The sequence below is a fragment of the Pseudoalteromonas sp. SW0106-04 genome (genome assembly GCF_001293805.1).
Classification (GTDB): Bacteria; Pseudomonadota; Gammaproteobacteria; order Enterobacterales; family Alteromonadaceae; genus Pseudoalteromonas; species Pseudoalteromonas ruthenica.
In genome coordinates, this window is the sequence record NZ_BCAI01000011.1 from 101,516 (window position 1) to 124,409 (window position 22,894).

The 22,894-nt window shown below is 45.2% G+C and carries 25 protein-coding genes; 17 read left to right on the plus strand and 8 right to left on the minus strand.

Going from position 1 to position 22,894, the window contains the following annotated elements; all coding sequences use genetic code 11:
* Positions 1-120 precede the first annotated feature (120 nt).
* Positions 121-2,829 (minus strand): insulinase family protein, encoded by a 2,709-nt coding sequence (locus W04_RS13310; RefSeq protein ID WP_053911161.1) that lies wholly within the window; start codon positions 2,827-2,829, stop codon positions 121-123.
* Positions 2,830-2,993: 164 nt separating this feature from the next.
* Here W04_RS13310 and sixA point away from each other — a divergent pair, with 164 nt between their 5' ends.
* Positions 2,994-3,461: a phosphohistidine phosphatase SixA gene (gene sixA, locus W04_RS13315; protein WP_022944744.1), complete on the plus strand. Its 468-nt coding sequence runs from the start codon at positions 2,994-2,996 to the stop codon at positions 3,459-3,461.
* Between the two features lie 3 nt (positions 3,462-3,464).
* Here sixA and W04_RS13320 read toward each other — a convergent pair whose 3' ends face one another.
* Positions 3,465-3,794 carry a translation initiation factor gene (locus tag W04_RS13320; protein ID WP_053911162.1) on the minus strand — a complete coding sequence of 110 codons (330 nt, stop codon included), beginning with the start codon at positions 3,792-3,794 and terminating at the stop codon, positions 3,465-3,467.
* Between the two features lie 120 nt (positions 3,795-3,914).
* Here W04_RS13320 and W04_RS13325 point away from each other — a divergent pair, with 120 nt between their 5' ends.
* The 4 genes from W04_RS13325 to W04_RS13340 all read left to right on the plus strand — a co-directional run bounded on the left by W04_RS13325 (position 3,915) and on the right by W04_RS13340 (position 7,931).
* Positions 3,915-4,220 (plus strand): STAS domain-containing protein, encoded by a 306-nt coding sequence (locus tag W04_RS13325; RefSeq protein WP_022944742.1) that lies wholly within the window; start codon positions 3,915-3,917, stop codon positions 4,218-4,220.
* On the plus strand, positions 4,213-5,907 hold the full coding sequence (locus W04_RS13330; protein WP_231658153.1) for a fused response regulator/phosphatase: 1,695 nt from the start codon (positions 4,213-4,215) through the stop codon (positions 5,905-5,907). Before W04_RS13325 ends, W04_RS13330 begins: the two co-directional genes overlap by 8 nt.
* A gap of 136 nt (positions 5,908-6,043) precedes the next feature.
* Positions 6,044-6,709, plus strand: coding sequence for a GAF domain-containing protein (locus W04_RS13335; protein WP_053911163.1), 666 nt, complete (start codon positions 6,044-6,046; stop codon positions 6,707-6,709).
* Between the two features lie 28 nt (positions 6,710-6,737).
* Positions 6,738-7,931: an amino acid aminotransferase gene (locus W04_RS13340; protein ID WP_053911164.1), complete on the plus strand. Its 1,194-nt coding sequence runs from the start codon at positions 6,738-6,740 to the stop codon at positions 7,929-7,931.
* A gap of 56 nt (positions 7,932-7,987) precedes the next feature.
* Here the strand turns inward: W04_RS13340 and W04_RS13345 are convergent, their stop codons facing one another.
* Complete coding sequence (locus W04_RS13345; protein WP_053911165.1) at positions 7,988-8,299, minus strand: YebG family protein; 312 nt, start codon at positions 8,297-8,299, stop codon at positions 7,988-7,990.
* A gap of 215 nt (positions 8,300-8,514) precedes the next feature.
* Between W04_RS13345 and W04_RS13350 the strand changes: the two genes are divergently transcribed.
* The gene (locus W04_RS13350) at positions 8,515-8,811 is read left to right on the plus strand and encodes a ComEA family DNA-binding protein (RefSeq protein WP_053911166.1); all 297 of its coding nucleotides are present in this window, start codon (positions 8,515-8,517) and stop codon (positions 8,809-8,811) included.
* Between the two features lie 35 nt (positions 8,812-8,846).
* On the opposite strand, the gene W04_RS19120 is transcribed toward W04_RS13350, so the two are convergent.
* Together W04_RS19120 and dsbB are read right to left on the minus strand one after the other, a co-directional pair.
* Positions 8,847-9,149 (minus strand): DUF6170 family protein, encoded by a 303-nt coding sequence (locus tag W04_RS19120; protein ID WP_053911167.1) that lies wholly within the window; start codon positions 9,147-9,149, stop codon positions 8,847-8,849.
* Positions 9,146-9,667: a disulfide bond formation protein DsbB gene (gene dsbB, locus W04_RS13360; protein WP_053911168.1), complete on the minus strand. Its 522-nt coding sequence runs from the start codon at positions 9,665-9,667 to the stop codon at positions 9,146-9,148. The genes W04_RS19120 and dsbB overlap by 4 nt, the downstream gene beginning before the upstream one ends.
* Positions 9,668-10,109: 442 nt before the next feature.
* On the opposite strand from dsbB, the gene W04_RS13365 reads away from it, so the two are divergent.
* From W04_RS13365 to W04_RS13425, 11 genes are all read left to right on the plus strand, one after another.
* Positions 10,110-10,412 carry a hypothetical protein gene (locus W04_RS13365; RefSeq protein ID WP_053911169.1) on the plus strand — a complete coding sequence of 101 codons (303 nt, stop codon included), beginning with the start codon at positions 10,110-10,112 and terminating at the stop codon, positions 10,410-10,412.
* A gap of 23 nt (positions 10,413-10,435) precedes the next feature.
* Positions 10,436-10,930, plus strand: coding sequence for a GNAT family N-acetyltransferase (locus W04_RS13370; protein ID WP_053911209.1), 495 nt, complete (start codon positions 10,436-10,438; stop codon positions 10,928-10,930).
* A gap of 101 nt (positions 10,931-11,031) precedes the next feature.
* A complete protein-coding gene (locus W04_RS13375; RefSeq protein WP_053911170.1) occupies positions 11,032-12,138 on the plus strand; it encodes a serine hydrolase in 1,107 nt (368 codons plus the stop codon).
* Between the two features lie 403 nt (positions 12,139-12,541).
* Positions 12,542-12,964, plus strand: coding sequence for a hypothetical protein (locus W04_RS13380; RefSeq protein WP_231658155.1), 423 nt, complete (start codon positions 12,542-12,544; stop codon positions 12,962-12,964).
* Positions 12,965-13,705: 741 nt separating this feature from the next.
* Positions 13,706-13,906, plus strand: coding sequence for a hypothetical protein (locus tag W04_RS13390; RefSeq protein ID WP_053911173.1), 201 nt, complete (start codon positions 13,706-13,708; stop codon positions 13,904-13,906).
* A gap of 78 nt (positions 13,907-13,984) precedes the next feature.
* Positions 13,985-14,473 (plus strand): hypothetical protein, encoded by a 489-nt coding sequence (locus W04_RS13395; protein WP_053911174.1) that lies wholly within the window; start codon positions 13,985-13,987, stop codon positions 14,471-14,473.
* Between the two features lie 722 nt (positions 14,474-15,195).
* Positions 15,196-15,525, plus strand: a complete 330-nt coding sequence (locus W04_RS13405; RefSeq protein WP_053911176.1) for a hypothetical protein — start codon at positions 15,196-15,198, stop codon at positions 15,523-15,525.
* A gap of 109 nt (positions 15,526-15,634) precedes the next feature.
* The gene (locus tag W04_RS13410) at positions 15,635-16,600 is read left to right on the plus strand and encodes an acyl-CoA desaturase (RefSeq protein WP_053911177.1); all 966 of its coding nucleotides are present in this window, start codon (positions 15,635-15,637) and stop codon (positions 16,598-16,600) included.
* A 490-nt stretch (positions 16,601-17,090) separates the two neighbouring features.
* Positions 17,091-17,804 carry a fatty acid metabolism transcriptional regulator FadR gene (gene fadR / locus W04_RS13415; protein WP_022945083.1) on the plus strand — a complete coding sequence of 238 codons (714 nt, stop codon included), beginning with the start codon at positions 17,091-17,093 and terminating at the stop codon, positions 17,802-17,804.
* A gap of 280 nt (positions 17,805-18,084) precedes the next feature.
* Positions 18,085-18,690, plus strand: coding sequence for a peroxiredoxin (locus W04_RS13420; protein ID WP_022946413.1), 606 nt, complete (start codon positions 18,085-18,087; stop codon positions 18,688-18,690).
* 157 nt (positions 18,691-18,847) lie between these two features.
* Positions 18,848-20,092, plus strand: coding sequence for an alkaline phosphatase family protein (locus W04_RS13425; RefSeq protein WP_053911178.1), 1,245 nt, complete (start codon positions 18,848-18,850; stop codon positions 20,090-20,092).
* 71 nt (positions 20,093-20,163) lie between these two features.
* Here W04_RS13425 and W04_RS13430 read toward each other — a convergent pair whose 3' ends face one another.
* The 3 genes from W04_RS13430 to W04_RS13440 form a co-directional block, all read right to left on the minus strand.
* Complete coding sequence (locus W04_RS13430; protein ID WP_045979836.1) at positions 20,164-21,936, minus strand: DEAD/DEAH box helicase; 1,773 nt, start codon at positions 21,934-21,936, stop codon at positions 20,164-20,166.
* A gap of 304 nt (positions 21,937-22,240) precedes the next feature.
* Positions 22,241-22,507 (minus strand): GrxA family glutaredoxin, encoded by a 267-nt coding sequence (locus W04_RS13435; RefSeq protein ID WP_022946410.1) that lies wholly within the window; start codon positions 22,505-22,507, stop codon positions 22,241-22,243.
* A gap of 101 nt (positions 22,508-22,608) precedes the next feature.
* Positions 22,609-22,887 carry a peptidylprolyl isomerase gene (locus tag W04_RS13440; RefSeq protein WP_053911179.1) on the minus strand — a complete coding sequence of 93 codons (279 nt, stop codon included), beginning with the start codon at positions 22,885-22,887 and terminating at the stop codon, positions 22,609-22,611.
* Positions 22,888-22,894: the final 7 nt, after the last annotated feature.

Here is a 22,894-nt window from a genome sequence, read left to right on the forward strand (position 1 = left end):
ACTGACAAACAACAATCCGCTTATTATTAAGCCTTTTCTACAACCTGACCTAAACACACACTGTCATTCTATTTACTACAATCATGCTAGGTTAATTCAAGCCGTTGATTGAGTAAAGCATTATGCGTGTTCCAAGGCTTGTTGCGACTGTTTAAGCCCGTCACTGAGCCACTCCATGCGAGCCCGCGAAGGAGAAAAAAGCTGCTGCATATAGTGCTGTACGTCTTCCAAGGAGATAGCATCAAGTGTCGTTAATAAGTTACTTTGCAGGCTAAAATCGACGCCCGGGTTACTAATTGCTAACCAGAAGCGTTGTGAACGCAAGCGCAGGTTTTTGTCCTTTTCGGCAATTTGCCGGTAGAGGCTGTGCTTGGCTTGTTGCCAGTGAGGCTCATCAATTTCAGCGAACCCCTGCACATACTGCTTGATAAAGGCGCGGTGATGAGAAAGTAACGTGTGCGCATCGACATTGGGTGATTGCACGTAAAATGCCAGTCCAGCGCGAGAATTAAACGGTGCATAGCCTGCACCGACCAAATAACCTAATTGCTGCTGTGTACGCAGTTGATGAAAATAGGGCTGATTAATCAAGTGGTTAACAACCATCATCAATACTTTTTCTTTTATATCTGCGGTCTGTGCTTGGTAGTAAATGACCATGGCATTGTCACTGCATTGCAGTTTTAGGTGATGAGTATCGACTTGCGTGATTTCGTTCAGTGGGCGGCTAATGCTGTCGATACTGGCGCGGGTACGCAAATGAGATTGCACCAAACGTAAGAAATCGTAGGCATCGGCAGGGCGCCAATTACCATGTAAAAACGCCTCTACATGCACGGATTCGAAAAAGGCTTGGCGGAACTGTTTAAATTGCATGTAACTGGTGCTTTTAAGTGCCTGAGCGAGCTCCGTCGGGGTCGGGTTCCAAGGCATAATCTGCGCGCCGATACGGCTGAAAATCTCACTAACAGGCTTGTTCTGGTTACTGTTTTGCCAGTGGCGCACTAGCTGCTTTTTGTACTCAGCAAAGCGCTTCGTGCAAATATCCGCATGAAACAGCGCTTGCAATAGGCCCTGCACCAGTTCTAGTTGGCTTGATGACAAGCCGGCGGTGTGTAAAGTCAGTCCGCCTTGATGCGATGAAATATGGTAATTCAGCCCAGCCAACTCAGCAGGGTAAAATTGCTCTGCCACACAATCAATAAACAGATCGGCAAATAAACGAGTCAGCGCCATGTGCTGCACGTCTTTGACCGCCAGCTCTGAGTCCAAAGCGAGATAAAAGTGACCCTTAGCAACTCGGTAGGTCGCATCTTGCTTAAACCAGAAATTAAGTCCTGGATGAGTGGCGAGCTTTTGTGGTTTATTGCCTGGCGCCACTAATTCATGAAGCACGCAAGGACGCTGTAGGTAGGGGTTTGTGCTTGGCAGAGACATGGTATTGAGTGGCGTATCAATACTCTCCAGCGCGGTTAACCAATCTTTATCGAGTGCGTTGATGCGGTACGGTGTGTTATACCACTTTGTATAGCGACTTGGCTCGACGCCGGGGTGAATTAGCACCAGACGCATATTATGGGGAGTCAGCCATTGCAGTACCTCAGCAAATTGCTGACTATCAAAGCCAGTCATCAGGTAGTCACCGTACAAGTAATGCTCACTGGGGTAGTGGTGCATATTCACGCTGATACCGCTGACCCAATCGAGTAAGCGAACTCGCTCTTGGTTATCAAAGGCAATTTGCAACAACGTTTGCTTGTCACGATACAGCGGCGACAGCTTATCGTCGTGACATTTTATCAGCGCAATATAGGCGAACACCGTTTCAACGATGTCTTGGTAATACTCAATGCCCTCATCGGTGAGTGCGAGGCTGATATTAAAATCTTTAAAGTTACTGCCATTAATGCCTCCACCTGCGGATAACGCATTGATCCATCCTTGATTTTTTAGCAGTGAGTGCAAGGAACCCGGGCCTTCGTAGCCTAATAAGTGGGCCAAAAAGCTCACCGTTTTGTGTTTATAAAAGGCATCAATGCTGGGCATAGCAAAACTAATTATGAGCTTTTGTAAGTGCTTGTGTGGCTCAATATGCAGCTCAACCCCCAAGTCCTGCTCTCGGTATAATGGCTCGGTGATCGCAGGTTTAGGTTGCTGGGTGCCAGAGATGGGGGTGAATAGCTCCAGAGCCCATTGCTTGAGCTCAGACAAAGAGTGAGGGCCGCTCAATACCAATGTCATCCACTGGGCTTGATAATGTTGCTTAAAGAAAGCCAGCAAATCATCGCGAATAGCGTTTTGCTCATCACTTAATGTGTTGCTGTTGCCCACAGAGAACTTGGCAAAAGGGTGTTTTGGATTCACCGTTTCTTTGTGCGCCTGGTATATGCGTCGGCCATCGTCCTTTATTTTAAGTTTAAACTCGGCGTCAATGGCGTTACGTTCTTTATCGACCTCTTCAGCGTTAAACAACGGTGCATAAAAAAGCTGGCTGAAGCGTGTCAACGCTTGGTGATAGTGCTCGTTGGCGACATCAAAGTAGTAGCAACTGTGCTCGGTGCCAGTCCAAGCGTTACTGCTGCCACCATGATGACTGATAAAATCGTGGAATTCTCCAGAGGCAGGGAAATCTTTGGTGCCGAGAAATAACATGTGCTCTGTGAAATGCGCTAATCCTTGTCGGTGCCAAGGATCATCAAAGTGCCCGGTATTCACCGTCAGTGCCGCAGCGGCTTTTTGGCTGTCTTGATCCTCGACCAACAACACCCTAAGACCATTGGGCAGTGTCAGCGGTTGGTAGAGTCTGTTATCATTGCGGCTGATATTCAAACAATGCTCCTGAAACTAGAGAAGTTGCAAGACGTTCAGGGCCAGCTGTTACGGCTTGGTGCCTACCCGAATATCGATGGTTAAGCTAGACTATAGCGAACATGCAACCAAGATGGCTAGCTTTTAGGTTAAAACTTTTTTGCTAATTAGTTGATTTCTTTGCAATGAAAACCATTTTAATCATGCGCCATGGGGAAGCTCAAGCGCTACAAGCGCAGGACCACTTGCGCGAACTGACTCAAAGAGGTCGGCAACAAGCTGATCATGTAGGCCAATGGTTAGCACAAAGGTTTAATCCACAAGGCTTGTTAGTAAGCCCTTATGTGCGCGCTCAGCAGACTGCCGAGTGTGTCAAAGAACATTGCCGAGGTTTCACCTTGGAGCAAACGTGCGATGACATTATCCCCAGCGCTAATGCGAAAACCGCCGTTGACTACTTACAAGCACTCACCGAAGTTCATACTGAAATAGACACTTGGTTAGTGGTGGCACACATGCCAATCGTCAGTTACATGGTCGCGGAGTTCTGCCCTGAGCAAATGCCCATTTTCGCAACCTGTGGGGTGGCTCATATTGACTATGATCCGGCCACCATGAGAGCGCGCTGGCAGGCGTTATATAGCCCTAACTAGAGCTTAACCGCCAGCAATTTTAACCTTGAAGCCCTGAGCTTCAAGCAAACCTTTGAGCTTGTCGCGATCGTCGCCCTGAATCTCAATCACTCCCTCTTTAACGGCGCCGCCTTGGCCCATTTTTGATTTCAGGGTTTTTGCCAGCTTTTTCATATCATGCTCGCTCGGATCAATGCCCACAACGAGCATGACACCTTTGCCTTTGCGTCCTTTGGTTTGACGCTCAATACGCAGTGCACCGTCTTTAAAAAGCTTAACATCCGGCTGTTCACTTTGTTTTTCAGGTCGAATGCGGCCAGTGTCGGTAGAGTAAACCAAGTTATTATCGCTCATGGGTTGCTCCAATTAATAAACATAAAGTGTCATCCTAACATATTTTGGTGTTGTCATTGCGAAATGGCTGGCAAGGTTTATATTTTAAACAGGTAGATTATCAGTGGCTTAGGAGCGGGTATGAGTTTACAACAGCATTATGTTGAGGAAAAACAAAAACTAGTGATAGTGATAAAGGAAAAGTTTGACTTTAATCTTGTGCAAGATTTTCGTACAGCCTATGCAGACGTGCACGCAGACACTAAGCACGTGGAAGTCGACCTGCGAGAAACCAGTTACATGGATAGCTCAGCGTTGGGTATGTTGCTCAATATGCATAAAGCTCTGAAGGGGCAGGTAGAGGGCATTACCATCAGCCATGCAAACCCGCAGTTAAAAAAGATTCTCCAAATTTCGCGTTTCGATAAGAAATTTACCATTGACTGAAAAGTACATTTCCTTTCCTTCACATGGGCTTAGCGAAGACTTGCCCTTAGTGCTCATTGTTGATGATGAGTCCATGAACCGGCGTATTCTGCGAGCGATGCTGGAGCGTGACCACTATCGCGTCATCGAAGCTGAAAATGGCATTCAGGCGCTAGCGCAATGTCAGGCTCACGATGTTGATGTGGTACTGCTGGATATTCTTATGCCCGAAATGGATGGCTATGAAACGGCAGCGGAGCTTAAACGCACTAATACACGAGTTTATACCCCCATTATTTTTATTACTGCTTTGGAAGATAACCCCTCATTGGCAAGATGTTTGGACGTAGGCGGTGACGACTTTATGCCCAAACCGTTCGATTTACAGATATTGCGAGCCAAGTTACACGCACATCTGCGTATTCGCCATTTAGTCAGCGAGTCAAAAAAGCAAACGGACGCGTTGACCTATTATCAAAATCAAACTGAACGTGAACATGAACTAGTCGAGCATATTTTCAATAATGCCCTGCAACATAAGGATAAACCCAAGGGGGTCGACTCACACCTGTCGCCTGCTTCTATGTTTAATGGCGACGTGTTTCTCAATGCCTTGGGGCCAAATGGCTCGCAATATTATCTATTAGGCGATTTCACTGGACATGGGTTAGCCGCTGCCACCGGGGCGCTGCCAGTGGCGCGTATTTTCTACACTATGGTGGAAAAGAACTTGGCCGTAGGAGATATAGCCAGAGAGTTAAATGCCGCTTTATACGATTTGTTGCCGGCACATATGTTTTGCGCTGCAACTATTTTCGAAATTAGTGCTAATGCACAAAGTGCGACGTTTTGGATGGGCGGCTTGCCTGATGGTTATCTTATTGACCATTCGGGCTACATGCTTAGTCAGCTCGAATCAAAACACATGGCATTGGGTATTTTGGATGATGAGGAGTTTGAGTGTGATGTGCGCCATGTCACGCTCAATGAATATAGCCGTATCGTGGTTTACACCGATGGCATCATTGAGGCCGAAAATGCACAACAGCACCAATTTGGCTACAGCGGTTTGCTACGCACCTTGGCGTCGCAAGCGATGATCCGTACTGACAACATCATTGCCGCTGTGCATTATTTTACCGATAATGAAGATCAACAAGACGATTACAGCGTGGTTATTATCGACCCGCAACCTCAGGCGCCATTACAACCTATTAATCACACCATAAGTCCACTCCCCATTGAGCTTGAGGTAGCGTTAAGTGCCGAGGAGTTGAAAACGGTGGACCCAGTGGCGCAATTGATGGACCTCGTTGGCCACTTGCCTGGGCTGAACACCCACAAATCGACACTGTTTATATTGTTATCAGAGGCTTATAACAACGCTCTAGAGCACGGTATTTTAGGGTTAGACTCTGCTTTGAAGGCCGATGACGACGGCTTTTTACAATACTACAGCGAGCGTGAGCAACGCCTAAGCGAACTCACCGAAGGTGAGATATGCCTGCGAGTTTGTTATCAGCCACAGCAACGAACACTGCTTTTAAGCGTTACCGACTCGGGTGCTGGTTTTTCTTTTGAGCCCGCAGCAGGTAGCCAACTCCAGCAAAGCTATGGCCGTGGTATTGAGCTACTTAAAGAGCTGGCTGAAGATGTGGAATACAATCAAGCGGGAAATGAAATACGCATTCGCTACCATATCGACTAACCCTCTCATATTGCCTCAGAACCCTATTTTTTACCTTTAAATGACTGGCTTAGTGTCGAAGTGACGGTTTTGTATTGCACGGTAATAAAAAGGTGTGCTAGCATCCGGCTAAATGTTTAGATGTTTGGACGGCTAAATGCTTTTAAGCTACTTAGAAAATGCACAACTTAGCGCTGAGCCCAAGTTAGTGGCGAATAAACAACAGGCGCTACAGCAATACCTTAACAACGCGAGTGCCGATGTTCGTTGGCAATATCAAATTCCTGAGTTGGGCGAGGGTGGGGCGTGTAGTTTATTTGGTCATCTGCAAGAGCAGCCCTTCGATTTACGCGAACATTTGCCCCCGAGCAGTGAAGCAAAGTTGAGAAAGCTTCAAGCGATTGTCGATTTTGTTGTTCAAGAAAGTGGCGTAGACTGGTTTGGTATTTATCAAAGTCAACATATTGAAGGTCAGCCACAGCTACTTAAGCTAGCTTATTACGGCGCACCTAGTCGCCCTCTTTTTCCTATTAACCCTGACTTTGCAACAACCAGCAATAATGTGCAGGTTACACTCAGCGGGGTTGCTCGGGTGATAAATGATGTGGAAGACTATGTTGCCAACGGTGGCGAATACTATACATGTGACCCCAAAGTGAAAGCAGAAAGCTGCTTGCCGCTTTATGACGAGACAGGTAAAGTAGTGGGCATTATTGATGCTGAAGCATTTACCGACGAGTTTTTTACCCCTGATCAGGTTGCGTTGCTAATAGCTGCGTGTTTAGAGATTAGCGAGCACTTACCAACCAGCCGTCAGGACTAACCTAACCTGAGATAATAAAGAGAGTTCCATGTTCTCACAATTAAAACCTTTACCGACAGATCCAATTCTTGGGCTTATGGCTGCGTTTAAAGCCGACACCAATGACAAAAAAATCGACCTAGGTGTTGGCGTATACAAAGACGAGCAAGGGCAAACCCCTGTATTGAAGGCCGTAAAAAAGGCTGAAGAGTTTCGTCTCGCCAATGAAACCACTAAGTCATACATTGGGCTGGCCGGTAATTTGGAATATTGTCAGAAAATGGAGCAACTGCTACTTGGCGGTGCTCACCCGGCTTTGCTAGCGGACCGTGTGCGTACAGCTCAGGCTCCAGGGGGCACGGGTTCGTTACGGGTGGCGGCCGAGTTCATTAAGCGTTGTAATGAGCAAGCCACGGTGTGGGTGACTACGCCAACATGGGCCAACCACATTAGCCTATTTGAAGCGGCTGGCCTGAATGTGAAAGAGTACCCTTACTATGACTATGATAACAAAGGTTTGTTATTTGATGACATGGTGAACACGCTCAGCCAAGTGCCTGCGGGTGATGTGGTGCTGTTACATGCATGTTGTCACAACCCAAGCGGCATGGACTTGAATTTTGCGCAGTGGCAAAAAGTAGCTGAAATCGCTAAAGTTCAAGGCTTTACAGTACTGGTTGATATCGCCTATCAAGGTTTTGGTACGAGTTTGGATGAGGATGCTGCGGGTTTACGCCATTTGGCCTCGCAGGTAGATGAGCTAATCATTTGTTCGTCATGTTCGAAAAATTTCGGCTTATACCGTGAGCGTATTGGTGCCTGTTCGGTGATCTCAAAAGATCAAGCCACCGCTGATATTGCTAATTCAGTGATGCTCAGTGTGGTACGCAGTATTTACTCTATGCCGCCGGCACACGGTGCGGATATTGTTAATACTATTCTTAGTAGCGACGAGCTAACTGCGATGTGGCACCAAGAGCTTGATGACATGCGCTCTCGTATCAATGGTTTGCGTTCATTGCTTAAGGATAAGTTAAACGACAAATGCGAAGGCATGGACTTCTCATTTATTGAACGCCAGCACGGTATGTTCTCTTTCCTAGGGATTAACAAAGAACAGATCGAACGCCTACAAAAAGAGTACTCAATCTACATTGTCGGTTCTAGCCGTGTAAATGTGGCAGGGGTAAGCAAAGATAATATCGATTACTTTGCCGATGCCGTTGCAGCGGTTACTAAGTAACGCGAATGATAAAAAAAGCCAGCAATGCTGGCTTTTTTTATGTCTAAGAAATAGCTTTACGCCTCTTTGGCTTTGAGCTCGGTAACATTTTCCTTATCACTTGGCTCTTTGCTGGCTTTTTTTGTGGCCTTTGCTGCAGGCTTGGTACCTTTAAGTACGTGCATAAAGTCGTCTTTTTGTTTTGCTATTTCCAACGACAGGCTTTCTACTTGTTGCTCACTTAAGGGAACATCAACGCCGCCTAATAACTCTTCTAAGCTTTCGGCAATATCGAGCATCTTATCATAGGCATCGGCTTCTTTTTTGCTAGTAAAGGTCATGCGCTCGACTCCGTCTCGTTCTACAACGTATTTAGTTACAACAGCCATGGCTTCTCCTCAAGGGTACTGTTTTTTTATACAGTAAGGGTAGTGGTTGGCGATTCGCCCGTCAAGGGTTTTAATTATTCCTTTTAAAGGGTTAAGCATTTTTACCACAAAAAGCACGATTTTATCGTTAGTTTTATTTGACACATCTCAGTAATTATTCTTTATTTACTGTTGAAGTAACAAGGACTTTTACTTTAACTTCTAAGGAGAGAAGCATGAAGCTACTAACCGCACTCTACACCACCTGTGCGCTTGTACTTACCCCAGCGGTGGTCGCTGCTGAGGCACCTCAACAAGCGAGTGAGCAGGTAACCCCAGCCAAACTTGACATTAATCAAGCATCCGAAGCACAGCTACAATCGCTGCCGGGCATTGGCCCCACTAAAGCAGCCGCCATCATCGAGTATCGTCAGGTGCAAGGCAATTTCCGCAGTGTTGATGAGCTAGACGCCGTGCCAGGTATTGGTGCAAGTACGTTGGCGCAAATTCGGGAATTGGTGAAGGTAAGATAGTGGCAAAGTATTGCTGATAAACCAAAGGGCAACGTTTAGTTGCCCTTTTTATGTGCGGCGATGGCTTCATCAAGGTGAAACAGCGCGAATGCATGGCGCACTGGGAGCACAATAATAGGATAGGCGATGCCGGCTAAGAGCAGCCATGGCAACATGTGCCAGCCTTCAAAGCGCACCAGCAGCAGAAATAGTGGGGTGATCAGCAGCAGTTTAATAATATTGAGCATGACTCGGCGCTGCGCTGATAGCCTGTTTAATGAATCCGTTACTATAGCAAGTCGCTCATTGTGACTGAGCGACTTGAGTTTCGGAATTTGACTGGGAAGAAAGTAAATCATGAAGCCTTAGGTTTATAAAAAAAGCTGCTTAAGGTAATGATAATTGCAACGACTGCCATCACCGCAAAGATCACCTGCATCCACCCAGGCATTGATAACCCCATAAATTGCCAATCAATGTTGCCACAATCACCGGTAGCAGCAAAAAAGCTCGGCAGCCACTCGTGTAAAGGCATAAAGCTTGGGAAGTTAGGTTCAAACTCGCATACGAAGGCAAACGGATCTGTGGTGGTTTGCATCATGATATGCTCTTTGGCGAGCAAGAAACCCCAAATACTGGCAACCAGCCAACTCGCCAGCGCCACTAGGCGTAAATACACGTTTTGTGGATTAATACAGCCCACTAAGGCAGCAAATAGCACACCCAAGACTGCTGTACGCTGATAAATACACATAATGCATGGCGCTAAGTCCATGGCATATTGGAAATACAAAGCAGTTGCTTCGAATACGGTGGCAATCACCGCTAACAGTACCCAAGGCGCACGTTGGTGCGATAGCTTACCTAACCAGCTCATAGTTAACTCACATCGTTATTGATGGGCTGATTATGCCACGCCCTCGGCGCTATGCAAGCGTATTAGCGGCCGTAAAGGTAAGCTCAGTGGCGTGCCTAAGCACTTAATTTAGCGCCATTTGTGTACAAGCTAGCGTTGTTAAGTGAACAAAAAAGCTAATGAATGACTTAAAGCGGTAGGCTTGCTTGCAGTTGGCTCTTATCAACCTATAAAAATGAATAACAAAATATAGTAAGCAGAATTGCTCGAAGAGCTATACACAGTGCGGATCTAATGCCGATATTGAACGAATCAAAGTCTCGGCTTTCGACTAAATAAGTCCTTAATCTCTGGAAAGTACTTACAGGAGAGCATAGTATTCTCAGCATCAATTAGTGTTATATTCGATTTGCAAGTGAATGTAATAAGGAGGTTGTATGCGGGGAATTATATCTAGGTGAGCATGAATAGAATCGCAACGTTAGTTGGGTCACTTCGAAAAACTTATCCGGAAATAGAATCTTGTAAATTCGAACTAATTTTTTCTTTCCCCACTGAAGAAGCGGCCAAAGAATACTTCAGAAAAACCTATCACTGGGAACATCATGATGGGATGATTAAATATCAACTTAACGGTGAATGTTTCTTGGGCTTTAAGACTGCAATAGAATTAAATGCCAACTATGTTAAACACTTAACGGGCTGTTATGTAGGTTTGGCATCAGAAACCCAAGGTAGCCTTCACCGTTGGAAACTATGGATTTGAGCCTTAATAAGAACGAGCACCAAATGGAAATCAAAGTAAGGAAAACTAAAACAACTGACAGTGGCACATTGTGTATGCTGTGGCAGTTTTACCAATATCACCAAAGTTCATTTGATCAAGAGGATGTAGGTACTGACGGGCGCTTTGATATTGATGAACAATACCTCAATTCCGTTGTTTGCGGTGAACAAGAGTGTGCCGCTTATCTAATTTTTGTTTCTGACCAGGTTGCAGGCTTTGCCACTGTTGAGACGACCGAGATTCGGGGTAAAGAAATGCCGGAATTGGCTGATATATTTATCCTCTCTAAATATCGAAAGCAAGGTGTCGGGAAATTTGTCGTTCAACACTTGATGCAAGCTGTGAGCGAACAATGGCATGTAGCAGTTTATATAGACGACAGCTTGGCGTTGAAGTTTTGGAGTAACTTGTTTACTCAATTAAATGTGGCCCTTGTTGAGAAAGTGGAGCCTGTTGAAACAGAGGGCTTTCACGAGTTTGTCATTACAAACGCCTAACAGAATAAATACGTGAGCGACGTTGTAAGCTTGGCTGACACTCGCTCCTCGTTCAAGTTTAAAACGGCTCGTATCATGGAGCCGTACACACAAGGAAAGTTATGATTCGAACTATCTTGATAATATCGTGGGCTTTTTTTGTCAACTTTTCTATTGGCAAAGAAATTAAAGATATATCTGAGCTCACAAAGCGTTTGGACGATGGTGTACCGCAAATTTTAGAAAAGCACAAAGCTCCCGGCGTTGCTCTGGCATTCGTTAATGGAAGTAGAGTTGTGAGCTTTCGTTCCTATGGTTTTGCTGACGTTGCGGCTAAAACTGAAATTACTCAAAGGACTTTGTTCAATGTAGGCTCTATTTCTAAGCTGGTTACTGCTTGGGGAGCAATGCAATTAGTCGCTCAAGGCAAAGTAGATCTCGATACACCAATTAATCAATATCTTAAACGCTGGCAAATTCCCCAATCTGATTTTGATGTAAAAAAAGTCACACTAAGAAATATTCTGTCTCACACTTCCGGCCTGTCTTTGGGGCCTTATACAGGGTGGGAGTCTCGCGACAAGTTATCCTCTATTGTCGACTCACTAAATGGTAATAACAACGGCGCTGGACCCGTTGAACTTATCCATGCGCCAAATACAAAGTGGTCTTATTCCGGTGGTGGATATTCAGTGGTACAACTGTTAATTGAAGATGTGTCCGGAATGACATTTGAAGCTTATATGCAGAAAAACGTATTCGAACCTCTGAATATGAAGGATTCTACATTCAATATTACTGAGATAGTAATGAGTAAGTCGGCAACACCTTATGATGATACTGGTAAAGTCACGGGGATGGTGTACTTCAATGAACAAGCAGCGGCGGGCTTACAAACAACGCCTGTAGATTTAGCTCGCTTCAATATGGCAGTTTTGCGCAATAGCGATGGACATTATAACGGTTCAATTTTGTTGCCAGAAAAGCTCATAGATCTAATGATTAAGCCAGCTCCGAATACTAACGGGCGCTGGAGCATGAGCTATGTTGTGGACACAGAAAATAACAGTCTCGGATTTGCTGGATTTAATCGAGGTTGGGTCTCTCTATCACGTTCTGTCACAGACCTAAATTTTGGTTACGTAATATTAAATAATAGTAGTATCGGTGCTGTGAACAATGAAATTGATAGCCTCATACTTTCTACCGTTAAACAAGAGCACAATTAAATTACATAAAAAACACTTTCAGTGGATAGGCTGCGGTGCCTGCGTGTTATGTGTCGAGGAAGCTATGAAGCCCAAAAAGCCAACAATCATGGGAATGGCAGAGTTTGAGCCATCAGCGAGGTGTCCTAATTGTACATTGATAATGTATTTGGGAAACAAATGTCCGCATTGTGATTATTTACTGAGCCAGTCAGAACAAAGAGCTCAAAATTTGTTTTGGAGAAAGTCTAGAAACACAGGTTATGTGTATGGCTTTATGTTTTTCATTGTTTTCCTATTTATACTGCCTTGGTTGCTTGGCATGTAGCCTCAATCAAAGGTGCCTAAGTTTTATGCGGAGCTGTAAATTTAGCCAACTATGTTTAGTCGATTATAAAGGTGCTTGAAAACCAAGGTTAAATATATGTTCTGGAGAAGTTTGTTAATCGGATTAACAACCGTGTTTGCTTGGCTACCTGCATCATTTCTTATGATATTTGCGCTAATCGGCTTGTTTGGTGGTGTTGCAAATATTTCCACTATGCCGGTTGGTTTCAGCTTACAATGGATCCTTTGTTCTTTGGGGGGAATACTTGGCTATGTAGCATTAACCTCTGTGAGTTGGGGTTTAAAGCTCAAGCATAAAGTTCGATTGTTATTTCTTATTTTTGGCTTTTTGTCTCTAATATTCACTCATTCCTCAGTCATTGACCTTGATGGTGACTTATTCAAATTAGGTGGTGGCTGGGTTGAGCTCTATATGCTTTTATGCTCAGCTATATTTTTAGCTGTTCACATAGTCTTGCACTTGTTTTGGATGTCGCAAGACAATTTAGCAAGTGCATAATCTATTAATAGGAGTTAAACCCTTGACTAGCGTTTGTCTTTCGCTCGCTTTAATCATGTGCATGCAGCTATGAACGGGCGTTAATTTCACAGGGGATGGTATGGAAATCGAAGACTTAATAAGCATTTTGCAATCTGGCAACGAACGTGAGATATCGGATATTTCATATAGTCTGATGAATGTGTCAGACAATACCTTTTTACAAAAGCTCGCGGGCAGCCTTGAGTTAATCACGCCATTCTCTAGTGCTTCGTGTTGGTCCTCTCATGGAAATAAGCACTGCGTACGTGTATCAATAGATAGAATTATAAAGTTTCTCGAGGCTGTGAGAACAACGGGTTGCAGATGCGTAAAATACCTCCAGCTATCTTACTTTGCCCACAGTGAAGCGGATAAAGGCATGATTGAGATAATATTAAATGAGGCAGACCCACAAACGAGGAGGTCGAAAATGACCTGTCAATGTACAGCTTGTGATCAATACTATGTTGCGCATGAGTTCGACGCGGGGTTTGGACGCAGAGCAAAATGGAAAAAGCTCGCAAAACTATGAAAAAGATGCCTTTACTGTTATTCCAATTCAAGAATCGGCTCGGTTACGGTAGGGTTGTTTTTGAAAATTCATCACGCTAAAAGGGAGTACTTACTTGGAAACGGATCTTCAACAAAAATTGACAAATATTTTTAGCACTCGGCTGTTCAAATTTGACGGGCTTCCCGAAAAAATAATTTCAGAGCTTAATGCTTGAATATGGCGCAGAGCAATTACTGTTAGCCTGCCAAGCATTGCGACCTGAATTTGAGCAAAACGCCGACTTCGCACGCGAGAGCAGAGGAAAGTCTGGCTTAGGTGGTGAATTTCATATGGCCGCTGCAATGGAGCTCAAATACCTTCAGGAAGCCATGGTTTATATAAGAAGTAAAACCACCGAGGCATCATAACCATGTAGTGTGGTGCTCTGCTATGAGGCTGGAGCATAAGCCAATTAGTGACGCAATGAAGAAAAGAAAGGGATCGCTATGAATGAACACTTGGATAAGAAGTTATTAGAGTTTATTGAAACGTATAACAAACTATTGTCAACTTTTGACTATGGAGCAGCTGAGTTTCAAAGAGATATTGCCTTAGGAATGATTTTTGTTTTGGTCGATGCTCAAGCTGCTTGTTGGGACTCTCTAGAGGAGTTAAAGCTGCAGCTCGCGATCAACGCATTCAATTCTGATGAAATGCTTAAAAACATTAGAGACGATGTGTCGGAAAATACCGCTATTACTTATGACTACCGGTTCTCTCCAGTAGCGATGAAAACGTTTGCAGAATTAGGTTACCTAAACCTTTCCACGCTAATTTATATACGAGATCGGTTGGATGATGAAGTTCATAAGCACAGGAATGCCAATTCCATGGAAGCCTTTGTATATAACCTTCAGGGTAACTCCCTAAATTGTAGCATTCTTAATGACTGCATTGAAATTATGGAGAAAAGAGTCAACAGAGCGAATGTATAGGTGTTGCTTGTCACTAAAATAAATCCAAGTGCGGCCGCAACCATATTATTTATTAGTTACGTGAAAGATGATATTCGCGCTGAAAGCGAGTCAAAAAATTGAAGCAGCCGTATGCTGGTGGCGAGTATGGTGACTTTGAGAACATGCAAACACTGTGTATTAGAACAGTTGCAGCGCAGTCGCTCACATAGTCAAGAAAACGACCCAATCGCGTGCTTTTGTCGCAAGATAAAAACGAGCAATAGCTGTTTTAAATAATACTGGCAATGAGTTAACTAGCCTGTTAAGAATATACCATTCAGAAAAGTGAGCGGCAGCGTAGTAGAAAAACGCGCGATTCGCTCGCTATAAGCATGTTAAGTGCCAAAATAAGATATGGGTATATTTATAATTCACACCCAAGATTCAATGCTTCTTTCAAAAAAGGCCTACGAATCATGGAAAGAGATTCAAGATCATTATCCTGATTACATGGTTTCTCTTGGGCCTTGGAGCGCTGAAAAGGTAATTGATTATCTTCATGATGAATATTCTGATCTAAGTCCCGAGGCATTAACTCAAGTAAAGTCCTTAATTGATGGTAAGGAAGAGTGTTTAGAATTAGTTTTTCGGAATTGATCAGCTAGTACTTAACAAACCAAGCCAGTTCGCCAGCGAACTGGCAGGAAAAATTTACGCGCTTCGCGCTAAAAAACAAATTTGCCTCTGCTTAGGGGCGTTATGTGTTTGGAGAAAATGTGAAGCACTTTAGTATTTTAGTTGTAGTGATATTTCTTATTGTAGGGTGTAAATCTACTTTTAAACCAAAGTTAAATAGTGTTGAAAAATACACTTACAAGAGTTTAAAAAAACAGTTTAAAGGTGACCCAATGCAAAAATATGTTGATATATTTTTCATCAAAAGCTGTGAAGACTTGTGGACTTACACTCAGCAAGAAAAAATTACAATAACATCAATTGAAGGGACAGATATATTTATCGAAACACCTGAAAAAAGGACGATGAAAATGAATATAAACAACTTAGATTGTTCAAGCTTACTCAACACATAATAAACGCATTAATAATGGACGGCTAAAGCTTGGCTGGCGCTCATTCTTTGCTAATTTTAGCCAAGCATTATCCGCATTTTATGCGGGCGTCATCTATCGCTGGAGAGTCATGCATAGCACCGAAAGGGTTAAAGCCAAGCCTGATACCGACGCATTCGTTGGGCGGGTAGTATGGAGCCCGATTAAGTCGCTTTGGTTCAATTCCCACTTATTGGCCACAATTTTTCTTGCTCCCTTTGTCGTTAGCCTCTCCTCATTTAGTGTATTTATTCTTTTAACCGGCATTACCTTATGCTTTGGCCACTCTTTAGGGATGCACAGACTTCTGATCCATAGGTCATACGAATGTCCGAAATGGATGGAGTACCTGTTTGTATATCTTGGCACGTTGGTGGGTATGGCGGGGCCTATCGGAATGATGAAACAGCATGATCTGAGAGATTGGGCGCAGCGCCAGACACACTGTCACGACTATCTGTTACATGGCTCCAGCATTTTGAAAGATGGCTGGTGGCAGCTCAACTGCGATCTAGAGCTGGAAAATGGGCCTGACTTCTTTATCGAGGATTCTGTCTGGTCTGATCCATTCTATCGGTTCATTGAAAAAACATGGATGTGCCAACAACTAGCACTCGCGTTGCCGCTTTATTGGTTTGGTGGCCTAACCTGGGTGGTCTGGGGGATTTCTGTGCGCATAGTTGTCTCGGTGGGTGGGCACTGGCTCATAGGCTATTTTGCTCATAATCGCGGGGAGCGTACTTGGCGAGTCGATGGAGCCGCGGTGCAGGGTCATAATATTCGTTTTGCTGGGGTGCTTTCCATGGGAGAGGCCTGGCACAACAATCACCATGCGTATCCCGGCTCGGCCATGCTCGGTCTATACACGGATGAGCCAGATCCAGGCTGGTGGGTTCTGAATGCACTGCACAACTTGGGCATCGTCAAGAATATTCAATTACCAAGGGATCTACCGCCGCGGCCTGAGGTTGTTTCTGAGAGCATAGATCTGGAAAAGCGTGTCGAGCGAGTGCCTGAGGACTGTGAGATTGCAAAGTTTATTCGAGGAAATAGATAAAAAAGCTATGCACGCGACAAGCTCGTGATGGCGGCGTTACCGAATAAATACTCTAACTGGTTTCTGTCCAAAAATGAGTTAGATTCAATGTCCGTTCTTATGGCTTTATTAAATCTTTGCTGGAGTAGCTCAGCGGCTCAACTTGGCACATATGTGACTGCCAAATTCAACTAAGCCTATTTGTTAAGGTAGAGCAAGGTTATTGTGGTTATAAATTGATTTAATTCTTGCCTCTCCCCCCACCCTGAAACCATGAGGCTTAAAAGCTTATTGCTAAATTTGTCATTTAAGCTTCAAAGATAAATGGGTCTTCACTAATCAAACCCTCTTCCTAGGAGTGGTTAGAGTCTCACACTGTGTAACAATCTCACCTTTGCTGTGTATGACCAAAACTGTGACTGGGCGAGTGTGCTTGTTAGTTGCTTCGCATCTGGTACAATCAGTATGTTAAGATCAATAATAATATTTTTAGTAGTGAAGTGGACGTTAGATGAGAATATTCAAAGCCAAAAGCCCAGCTGGATTTGCTGAGGAGTACATAGTTGAGTCCATCTGGAATGGCGAGTTTCCGCCTGGCTCAATTCTTCCAGCTGAGCGTGAGCTATCGGAACTGATTGGCGTCACTCGCACTACCTTGCGTGAGGTATTACAACGCCTAGCCCGCGATGGCTGGCTGACCATTCAGCATGGCAAGCCCACGCGCGTGAACAACTTTTGGGAAACCTCAGGGCTGAACATTCTTGAGACCTTGGCCCGTCTTGATGAAGACAAAATGCCAGAGCTGACCGATCAGCTGCTTTCTGCGCGTACGAACATCAGCGCCATTTACATGCGCGCAGCGATTAAAATAGACCCAGAACGTGTAAAAGAAATTGTTGCAGATAGAGAAACTGTAGAAGACACAGCGCAGGCCTTCGCCGATTATGATTACCTTGTCCATCACCAGTTAGCTGGGGCAGGGAACAATAAAATCTATGTATTGATTTTAAATGGCTTTAAAGGTTTTTACTCTAAAATTGGCTGCCACTATTTCTCTGACCCGCGTACTCGAGAGCTGGCGCGTCAGTTCTATTCAGACTTAGCCGAGCTTGCCGAGCAGCAAGATCACGATGGGGCGATTGCCTTGATGCGTCGCTACGGCCATAAGAGTGGCCAAATATGGCAAGAGATTCGTGGCAATATGCCCGAAGATATTATGGATTAAGTAACCTAAAAGCCCGCACTAGCGGGCTTTTTTGTGCCTAAGGCAAAGGCGTTGGTGTCAATCAGTTTTATCGATGATAGCTATCGCTAAATGCGATTGTTCTTTTGTGCACAGGGTCAGTACCATATTGCGCAGAATTAGGTGCAACGTGAATTTTGCGTGATGGGGTTGGTTTTTGCTTTTTCGTCACTATATTTAGTTGCACATACATAAAATGCTTTGACGCGTTTGCCGTCAGAGCCACTGTGTTAACGATAAACTCAAACTATTGGAGATTACAATGGGTGTATTAGTAGGCCGCAAGGCACCAGATTTCACAGCAGCTGCAGTGCTAGGTAACGGCGAGATCGTTGAAGACTACAACCTACACGAAAAAATCAAAGGAAAGAAAGCGGTTATCTTTTTCTACCCACTTGATTTCACATTCGTTTGTCCTTCTGAACTTATTGCTTTCGACAAGCGCTATGAAGAGTTCCAAAAGCGTGGTGTTGAAGTAATCGGTGTTTCTATCGATTCACAGTTCTCACACAACGCATGGCGTAACACTGCTGTTGCTGACGGCGGTATCGGTAAAGTTAAATATGACCTTGTTGCTGATGTGAAGCACGAAATTTGTCAAGCGTTCGACGTAGAGCACCCTGAAGCGGGCGTTGCTTTCCGTGGTTCTTTCCTAATCGACGAGGAAGGCACAGTACGTCACCAAGTAGTTAACGACCTACCGCTAGGCCGTAACATCGACGAGATGCTGCGCATGGTTGACGCTCTAGCGTTCCACAGCGAGCACGGTGAAGTATGTCCAGCTGGTTGGACTGAAGGTAAAAAAGGTATGGACGCAAGCCCTGAAGGTGTTGCTAAGTTCCTATCTGAAAACGAAGGCGACCTATAAGTCGACCCAAGGTTTCAAGAAAAGCCGCGCTTTAGCGCGGTTTTTTTATGCCTGAAAACAGCTGCAAGCCTGTACTACAATAACTAAAATCGGTACCTTCATCATAACTTCATTCTTCTCAACTAAGATTTTAGTTTTTATAACAAGGATATGTGACATGCGCGCAGTATTTTCTATGATGCTCATTCTGTTTTGTAGTGGGGCGGCTTACGGCCAATCGGCTACTCAAAATCCCGCCACGGTGCCCGCCACGGTCATCATTTCCATCGATGGTTTTCGTCATGACTACATTGAGCATTTCGATACCCCGGCGCTGGCTAAATTAAGCCGTCAAGGAGTGCGGGCGCTGCGCATGAAAACGGTTTATCCGAGTAAAACTTTCCCCAACCATATCAGCATCGCCACAGGTCTGCTGCCCAGTCACCATGGTATTGTGGGTAACCGTTTTTGTGATAAACAGCGGCAACAATGCTATGCCATGGGCAAAGGGCAGGCCGATACCAGCTGGGTGTCAGGCACGCCACTGTGGAATTTAGCTGAGCTACAAGGGGTGAAAGCCGCTACCTATTACTGGCCAGAATCGGATGCGCGTTTCAATGGCCGCACTGCGTCTTACTTTTATCCGTATTCTAGCCACGGCAAGCAGTCCCATCGCGTAGAGCAAATCATTCAATGGCTTAAGTTACCCAAGCAGCAGCGCCCCAAACTCATTATGAGCTACTTTTCTGAGGTTGATAGCCTAGGCCACAAGTATGGGCCGAACGCGCCGCAAACCAAAGCAGGGGCCTTAGGAATCGATCGCCTTATTGGTGAGCTGTGGCGCAGAATAAATACCGAGTTAGACACCGAGGTGAACCTGATTGTGGTCTCTGATCATGGCATGAGCGAAGTAAACCCCGATGCCGGCATTCCTTTAGCATCGCTCAACATCGATGATGGGTTTAAAGTGATTAACTCTGGTACCCGGGTGGCTATTTATCAACATAAGGCGTCTACGCGCGCTTTACAGGCACTGCGAGAGCGACTGCACAAGCAGGCGGCGGATCAATATCAGGTAATGAGTAAGGAGCAACTGGCTCAATATGGTGTCACTATGGGGCCGAGACAGGCTGATATTGTGCTGCAAACGCGCCCACCGGTGGTTTTTACGCAGCCAGATCATCATTATCTGGGCACCCATGGTTTTATCGATGATGACAATATGGACGCTGTGTTCTTAGCGGTGGGCCCAAGTTTCCACCAAGGAAAAACGCTGGCGCAGGTGCGTAATCTTGATATTTACCCTGTGGTGGCACATATCCTCGGCTTAGAGATACTGACCCCCATCGACAGTGACGGCGCTACTTTGTGGCCAGCCTTGTTGTCACCGCCAAAGCGCGAACCTGACACGCGCAGCAACTAGGGGTTGTTGCTAGGCTGAAATCCAGGCACAAAAAAACCGCCATAACGGCGGTTTTTTATGTCATTTAAGGCTTATTGAAAGCTCACTGCTTTGCGCTCTTTACGCTGGCCACGGCCTTTAGCGTTAGGATCGCGGAAACTACGCTTTTTGCCTTCACCTCGTGGTTCACGTGCCTCACGTGGTGCACGTGCTTCGCTTTGGCTGAGTGTCAGCTTCATAGGACGCTTGCAGATATACACTTTTTGGAAGTGAGCCAGCTTGTCCTCAGGCATGCCTTTTGGCAGCTCAACGGTACTGTGAGCGTCAAATAAACGAATGTCGCCAATAAACTTGCTGGAGATATCCGCTTCATTAGCAATGGCACCGACGATATTTTTAACTTGTACACCGTGCTCGCGACCCACCTCAATACGGTACGTATCCATTGGCGTGTTAGCATCACGACGCTCGCGGCGAGGTTTATCACCGTCGCGACGACGATCGCCTTTGCGCTCACTGCGTTCACCACGCTCTGGACGTTCCTTCGCTTTGATTTCCTCGACCTTCAACGGCGACTGTTGCTGTGCCAGATAAAGTAGCGCGGCGGCTAAGTCACCTTGGCTCAATTGCAACTTGTTACCTAGGGTATTGGCTACTTGCGCAAAGAACTCACTGTCTTTGTGCTCCAGCGCGGCGGCCACTTTCTTCTCCAGGGCATCAATACGCTTTTGCTCAACGACTTTAGCGCTCGGCAATTCTACCTGAGCGATGTCGCTCTTGGTGTGGCGCATAATGTTCTTAAGTAGGTAACGCTCATTGCCCTTAACGAACAAAATAGCTTTACCTTGACGACCTGCACGGCCAGTACGACCAATGCGGTGTACATAGGCTTCGCTGTCTTGTGGGATATCATAGTTAACCACTAGGCTGATGCGTTCAACATCTAGGCCTCGTGCTGCCACGTCGGTAGCTATAACAATATCAAGTAAACCATTTTTAAGACGGTCAACGGTGCGCTCACGCGCCTGCTGGTTCATATCACCGTTTAATGGTGCGGCAGAGAAGCCTTCGCGCTCAAGGAGCTCAGCCAACTGCACAGTGTCGTTACGAGTACGCACAAATACAATGGCAGCATCAAAGTCTTCGGCTTCTAAAAAGCGCACAATGGCTTTGTTTTTGTGTACACGCGCTTGCCAGTACACTTGCTCGATAGTGGATACTGTGCTGTTGCGCGGCGTAATACGCACTTGCTCTGCGTCTTGCAAATAGGTTTTGCAAATAGACTGAATCTGTTTTGGCATGGTCGCCGAGAACAAACAAGTTTGCTTGTCTTCTGGTGTTTGCGCCATGATGCTTTCCACATCATCGATAAAGCCCATGCGTAGCATTTCGTCGGCTTCATCCAACACCAATGCACTTAAGCGTGATAGGTCGATAGATTTACGACTAATGTGATCAAGTAGACGACCCGGAGTCGCGACAATGATTTGCGCACCGCGACGTAGGGCGCTGAGCTGAATACCGTAGCTTTGGCCGCCGTAAAGCGCGAGCACTTCTACGCCCTTAGTAAATTTTGCGTATTGCTCGAATGCTTCTGCAACCTGGATTGCGAGTTCACGGGTGGGAGTAAGCACAAGCACTTGCGGATATTTCGCATCCGCATCCAAGTTATTCAACAATGGTAAGGCAAAGGCGGCGGTTTTACCCGTGCCTGTTTGTGCCATTCCCAATACGTCCTTTTTGTCGAGTAAAAGAGGAATACATTGAGCTTGGATCTCGGAAGGAGTCTCATAACCCAATTCGCTCACTGCTTTTAAAGTAGCAGGAGAAAGGTGTAACGACTCAAAGGTGACTGGTTCTGACATTAAAACGCCTCAGGGAATTCAAAGAGGCGCGCATTGTACAGGAATGAAGCAGTAATTGCTTGTATAAATTACAACTATTTCCTATGTACTTGGTTTTGTATGAAATTTAACCATTAGAGGTGGTTGTGCTTATGCCAGATACGAGATAAACCCCGCGAATTTAACAATTTAGCAGCAGAACCATAATGATAAATTGTTGTGAAAAGCACAGTAATGATGTGGCTAAAATGCTTCCCTTTGTGGCCAGGTATTTTGGCTTAGCAGCAACAGAACACCGAGCATAAACCCGGTGTTCTTTTGCAATTTAGTCTTGGTAGAGACCCAAATTTTCTTTCGCGTAAGCTTCGAACTCGGTAAACCCACCAATGTGCGCCTGATCGATAAAGATCTGCGGCACTGTTTCACATGGTTTGCCGGCTGATTTCTCTAAATCCGCTTTGCTGATCCCTTCTTTAACGATATCGATATAGCGGTATTTGAAATCATCGCGGCTTTGTGTCAGTTGCTCGGCAACGTCTTTTGCGCGTACGCAGAAAGGGCACCCTTCACGGCCAAAAATAACAGTTAGCATAGTTCTCTCCAGTGCAGTTAATAACGTTAAGGTTGCAGTGTAGCGAGGTTCGTCGCTGGGGTAAAATAAGCAAAAACGATTTCTATATTCGCTAAAAGCGATTAACTGCGATAAACGGTTTTAATTAGGTGATAACCAAACTTGGTTTTCACCGGCCCGTGTACTTCAAACAGCGGCTTTTTAAACACCACATCGTCAAAGGCTTTGACCATAGTGCCGCGCTGAAATTCACCCAAGTCGCCGCCACGCTTTTTCGACGGACAGGTGGAATATTGTTTTGCGAGTTTATTAAAGTCGCCGCCTTTGTCTAACTTGGCTTTGATAGCCAAGCACTCTTCTTTGCTCTTCACTAATATGTGATATGCGCACGCTTTTGCCATAACTGCG

What these genes read in the sequence shown, in the direction of transcription:
- sixA (WP_022944744.1), top strand. Translation starts at nt 2,994, where the DNA reads ATGAAAACCATTTTAATCATGCGCCATGGGGAAGCTCAAGCGCTACAA.
- W04_RS13320 (WP_053911162.1), bottom strand. Translation starts at nt 3,794, where the DNA reads ATGAGCGATAATAACTTGGTTTACTCTACCGACACTGGCCGCATTCGA.
- W04_RS13325 (WP_022944742.1), top strand. Translation starts at nt 3,915, where the DNA reads ATGAGTTTACAACAGCATTATGTTGAGGAAAAACAAAAACTAGTGATA.
- W04_RS13335 (WP_053911163.1), top strand. Translation starts at nt 6,044, where the DNA reads ATGCTTTTAAGCTACTTAGAAAATGCACAACTTAGCGCTGAGCCCAAG.
- W04_RS13340 (WP_053911164.1), top strand. Translation starts at nt 6,738, where the DNA reads ATGTTCTCACAATTAAAACCTTTACCGACAGATCCAATTCTTGGGCTT.
- W04_RS13345 (WP_053911165.1), bottom strand. Translation starts at nt 8,299, where the DNA reads ATGGCTGTTGTAACTAAATACGTTGTAGAACGAGACGGAGTCGAGCGC.
- W04_RS13350 (WP_053911166.1), top strand. Translation starts at nt 8,515, where the DNA reads ATGAAGCTACTAACCGCACTCTACACCACCTGTGCGCTTGTACTTACC.
- W04_RS19120 (WP_053911167.1), bottom strand. Translation starts at nt 9,149, where the DNA reads ATGATTTACTTTCTTCCCAGTCAAATTCCGAAACTCAAGTCGCTCAGT.
- dsbB (WP_053911168.1), bottom strand. Translation starts at nt 9,667, where the DNA reads ATGAGCTGGTTAGGTAAGCTATCGCACCAACGTGCGCCTTGGGTACTG.
- W04_RS13365 (WP_053911169.1), top strand. Translation starts at nt 10,110, where the DNA reads ATGAATAGAATCGCAACGTTAGTTGGGTCACTTCGAAAAACTTATCCG.
- W04_RS13370 (WP_053911209.1), top strand. Translation starts at nt 10,436, where the DNA reads ATGGAAATCAAAGTAAGGAAAACTAAAACAACTGACAGTGGCACATTG.
- W04_RS13375 (WP_053911170.1), top strand. Translation starts at nt 11,032, where the DNA reads ATGATTCGAACTATCTTGATAATATCGTGGGCTTTTTTTGTCAACTTT.
- W04_RS13380 (WP_231658155.1), top strand. Translation starts at nt 12,542, where the DNA reads ATGTTCTGGAGAAGTTTGTTAATCGGATTAACAACCGTGTTTGCTTGG.
- W04_RS13390 (WP_053911173.1), top strand. Translation starts at nt 13,706, where the DNA reads ATGCTTGAATATGGCGCAGAGCAATTACTGTTAGCCTGCCAAGCATTG.
- W04_RS13395 (WP_053911174.1), top strand. Translation starts at nt 13,985, where the DNA reads ATGAATGAACACTTGGATAAGAAGTTATTAGAGTTTATTGAAACGTAT.
- W04_RS13410 (WP_053911177.1), top strand. Translation starts at nt 15,635, where the DNA reads ATGCATAGCACCGAAAGGGTTAAAGCCAAGCCTGATACCGACGCATTC.
- fadR (WP_022945083.1), top strand. Translation starts at nt 17,091, where the DNA reads ATGAGAATATTCAAAGCCAAAAGCCCAGCTGGATTTGCTGAGGAGTAC.
- W04_RS13420 (WP_022946413.1), top strand. Translation starts at nt 18,085, where the DNA reads ATGGGTGTATTAGTAGGCCGCAAGGCACCAGATTTCACAGCAGCTGCA.
- W04_RS13425 (WP_053911178.1), top strand. Translation starts at nt 18,848, where the DNA reads ATGCGCGCAGTATTTTCTATGATGCTCATTCTGTTTTGTAGTGGGGCG.
- W04_RS13430 (WP_045979836.1), bottom strand. Translation starts at nt 21,936, where the DNA reads ATGTCAGAACCAGTCACCTTTGAGTCGTTACACCTTTCTCCTGCTACT.
- W04_RS13435 (WP_022946410.1), bottom strand. Translation starts at nt 22,507, where the DNA reads ATGCTAACTGTTATTTTTGGCCGTGAAGGGTGCCCTTTCTGCGTACGC.
- W04_RS13440 (WP_053911179.1), bottom strand. Translation starts at nt 22,887, where the DNA reads ATGGCAAAAGCGTGCGCATATCACATATTAGTGAAGAGCAAAGAAGAG.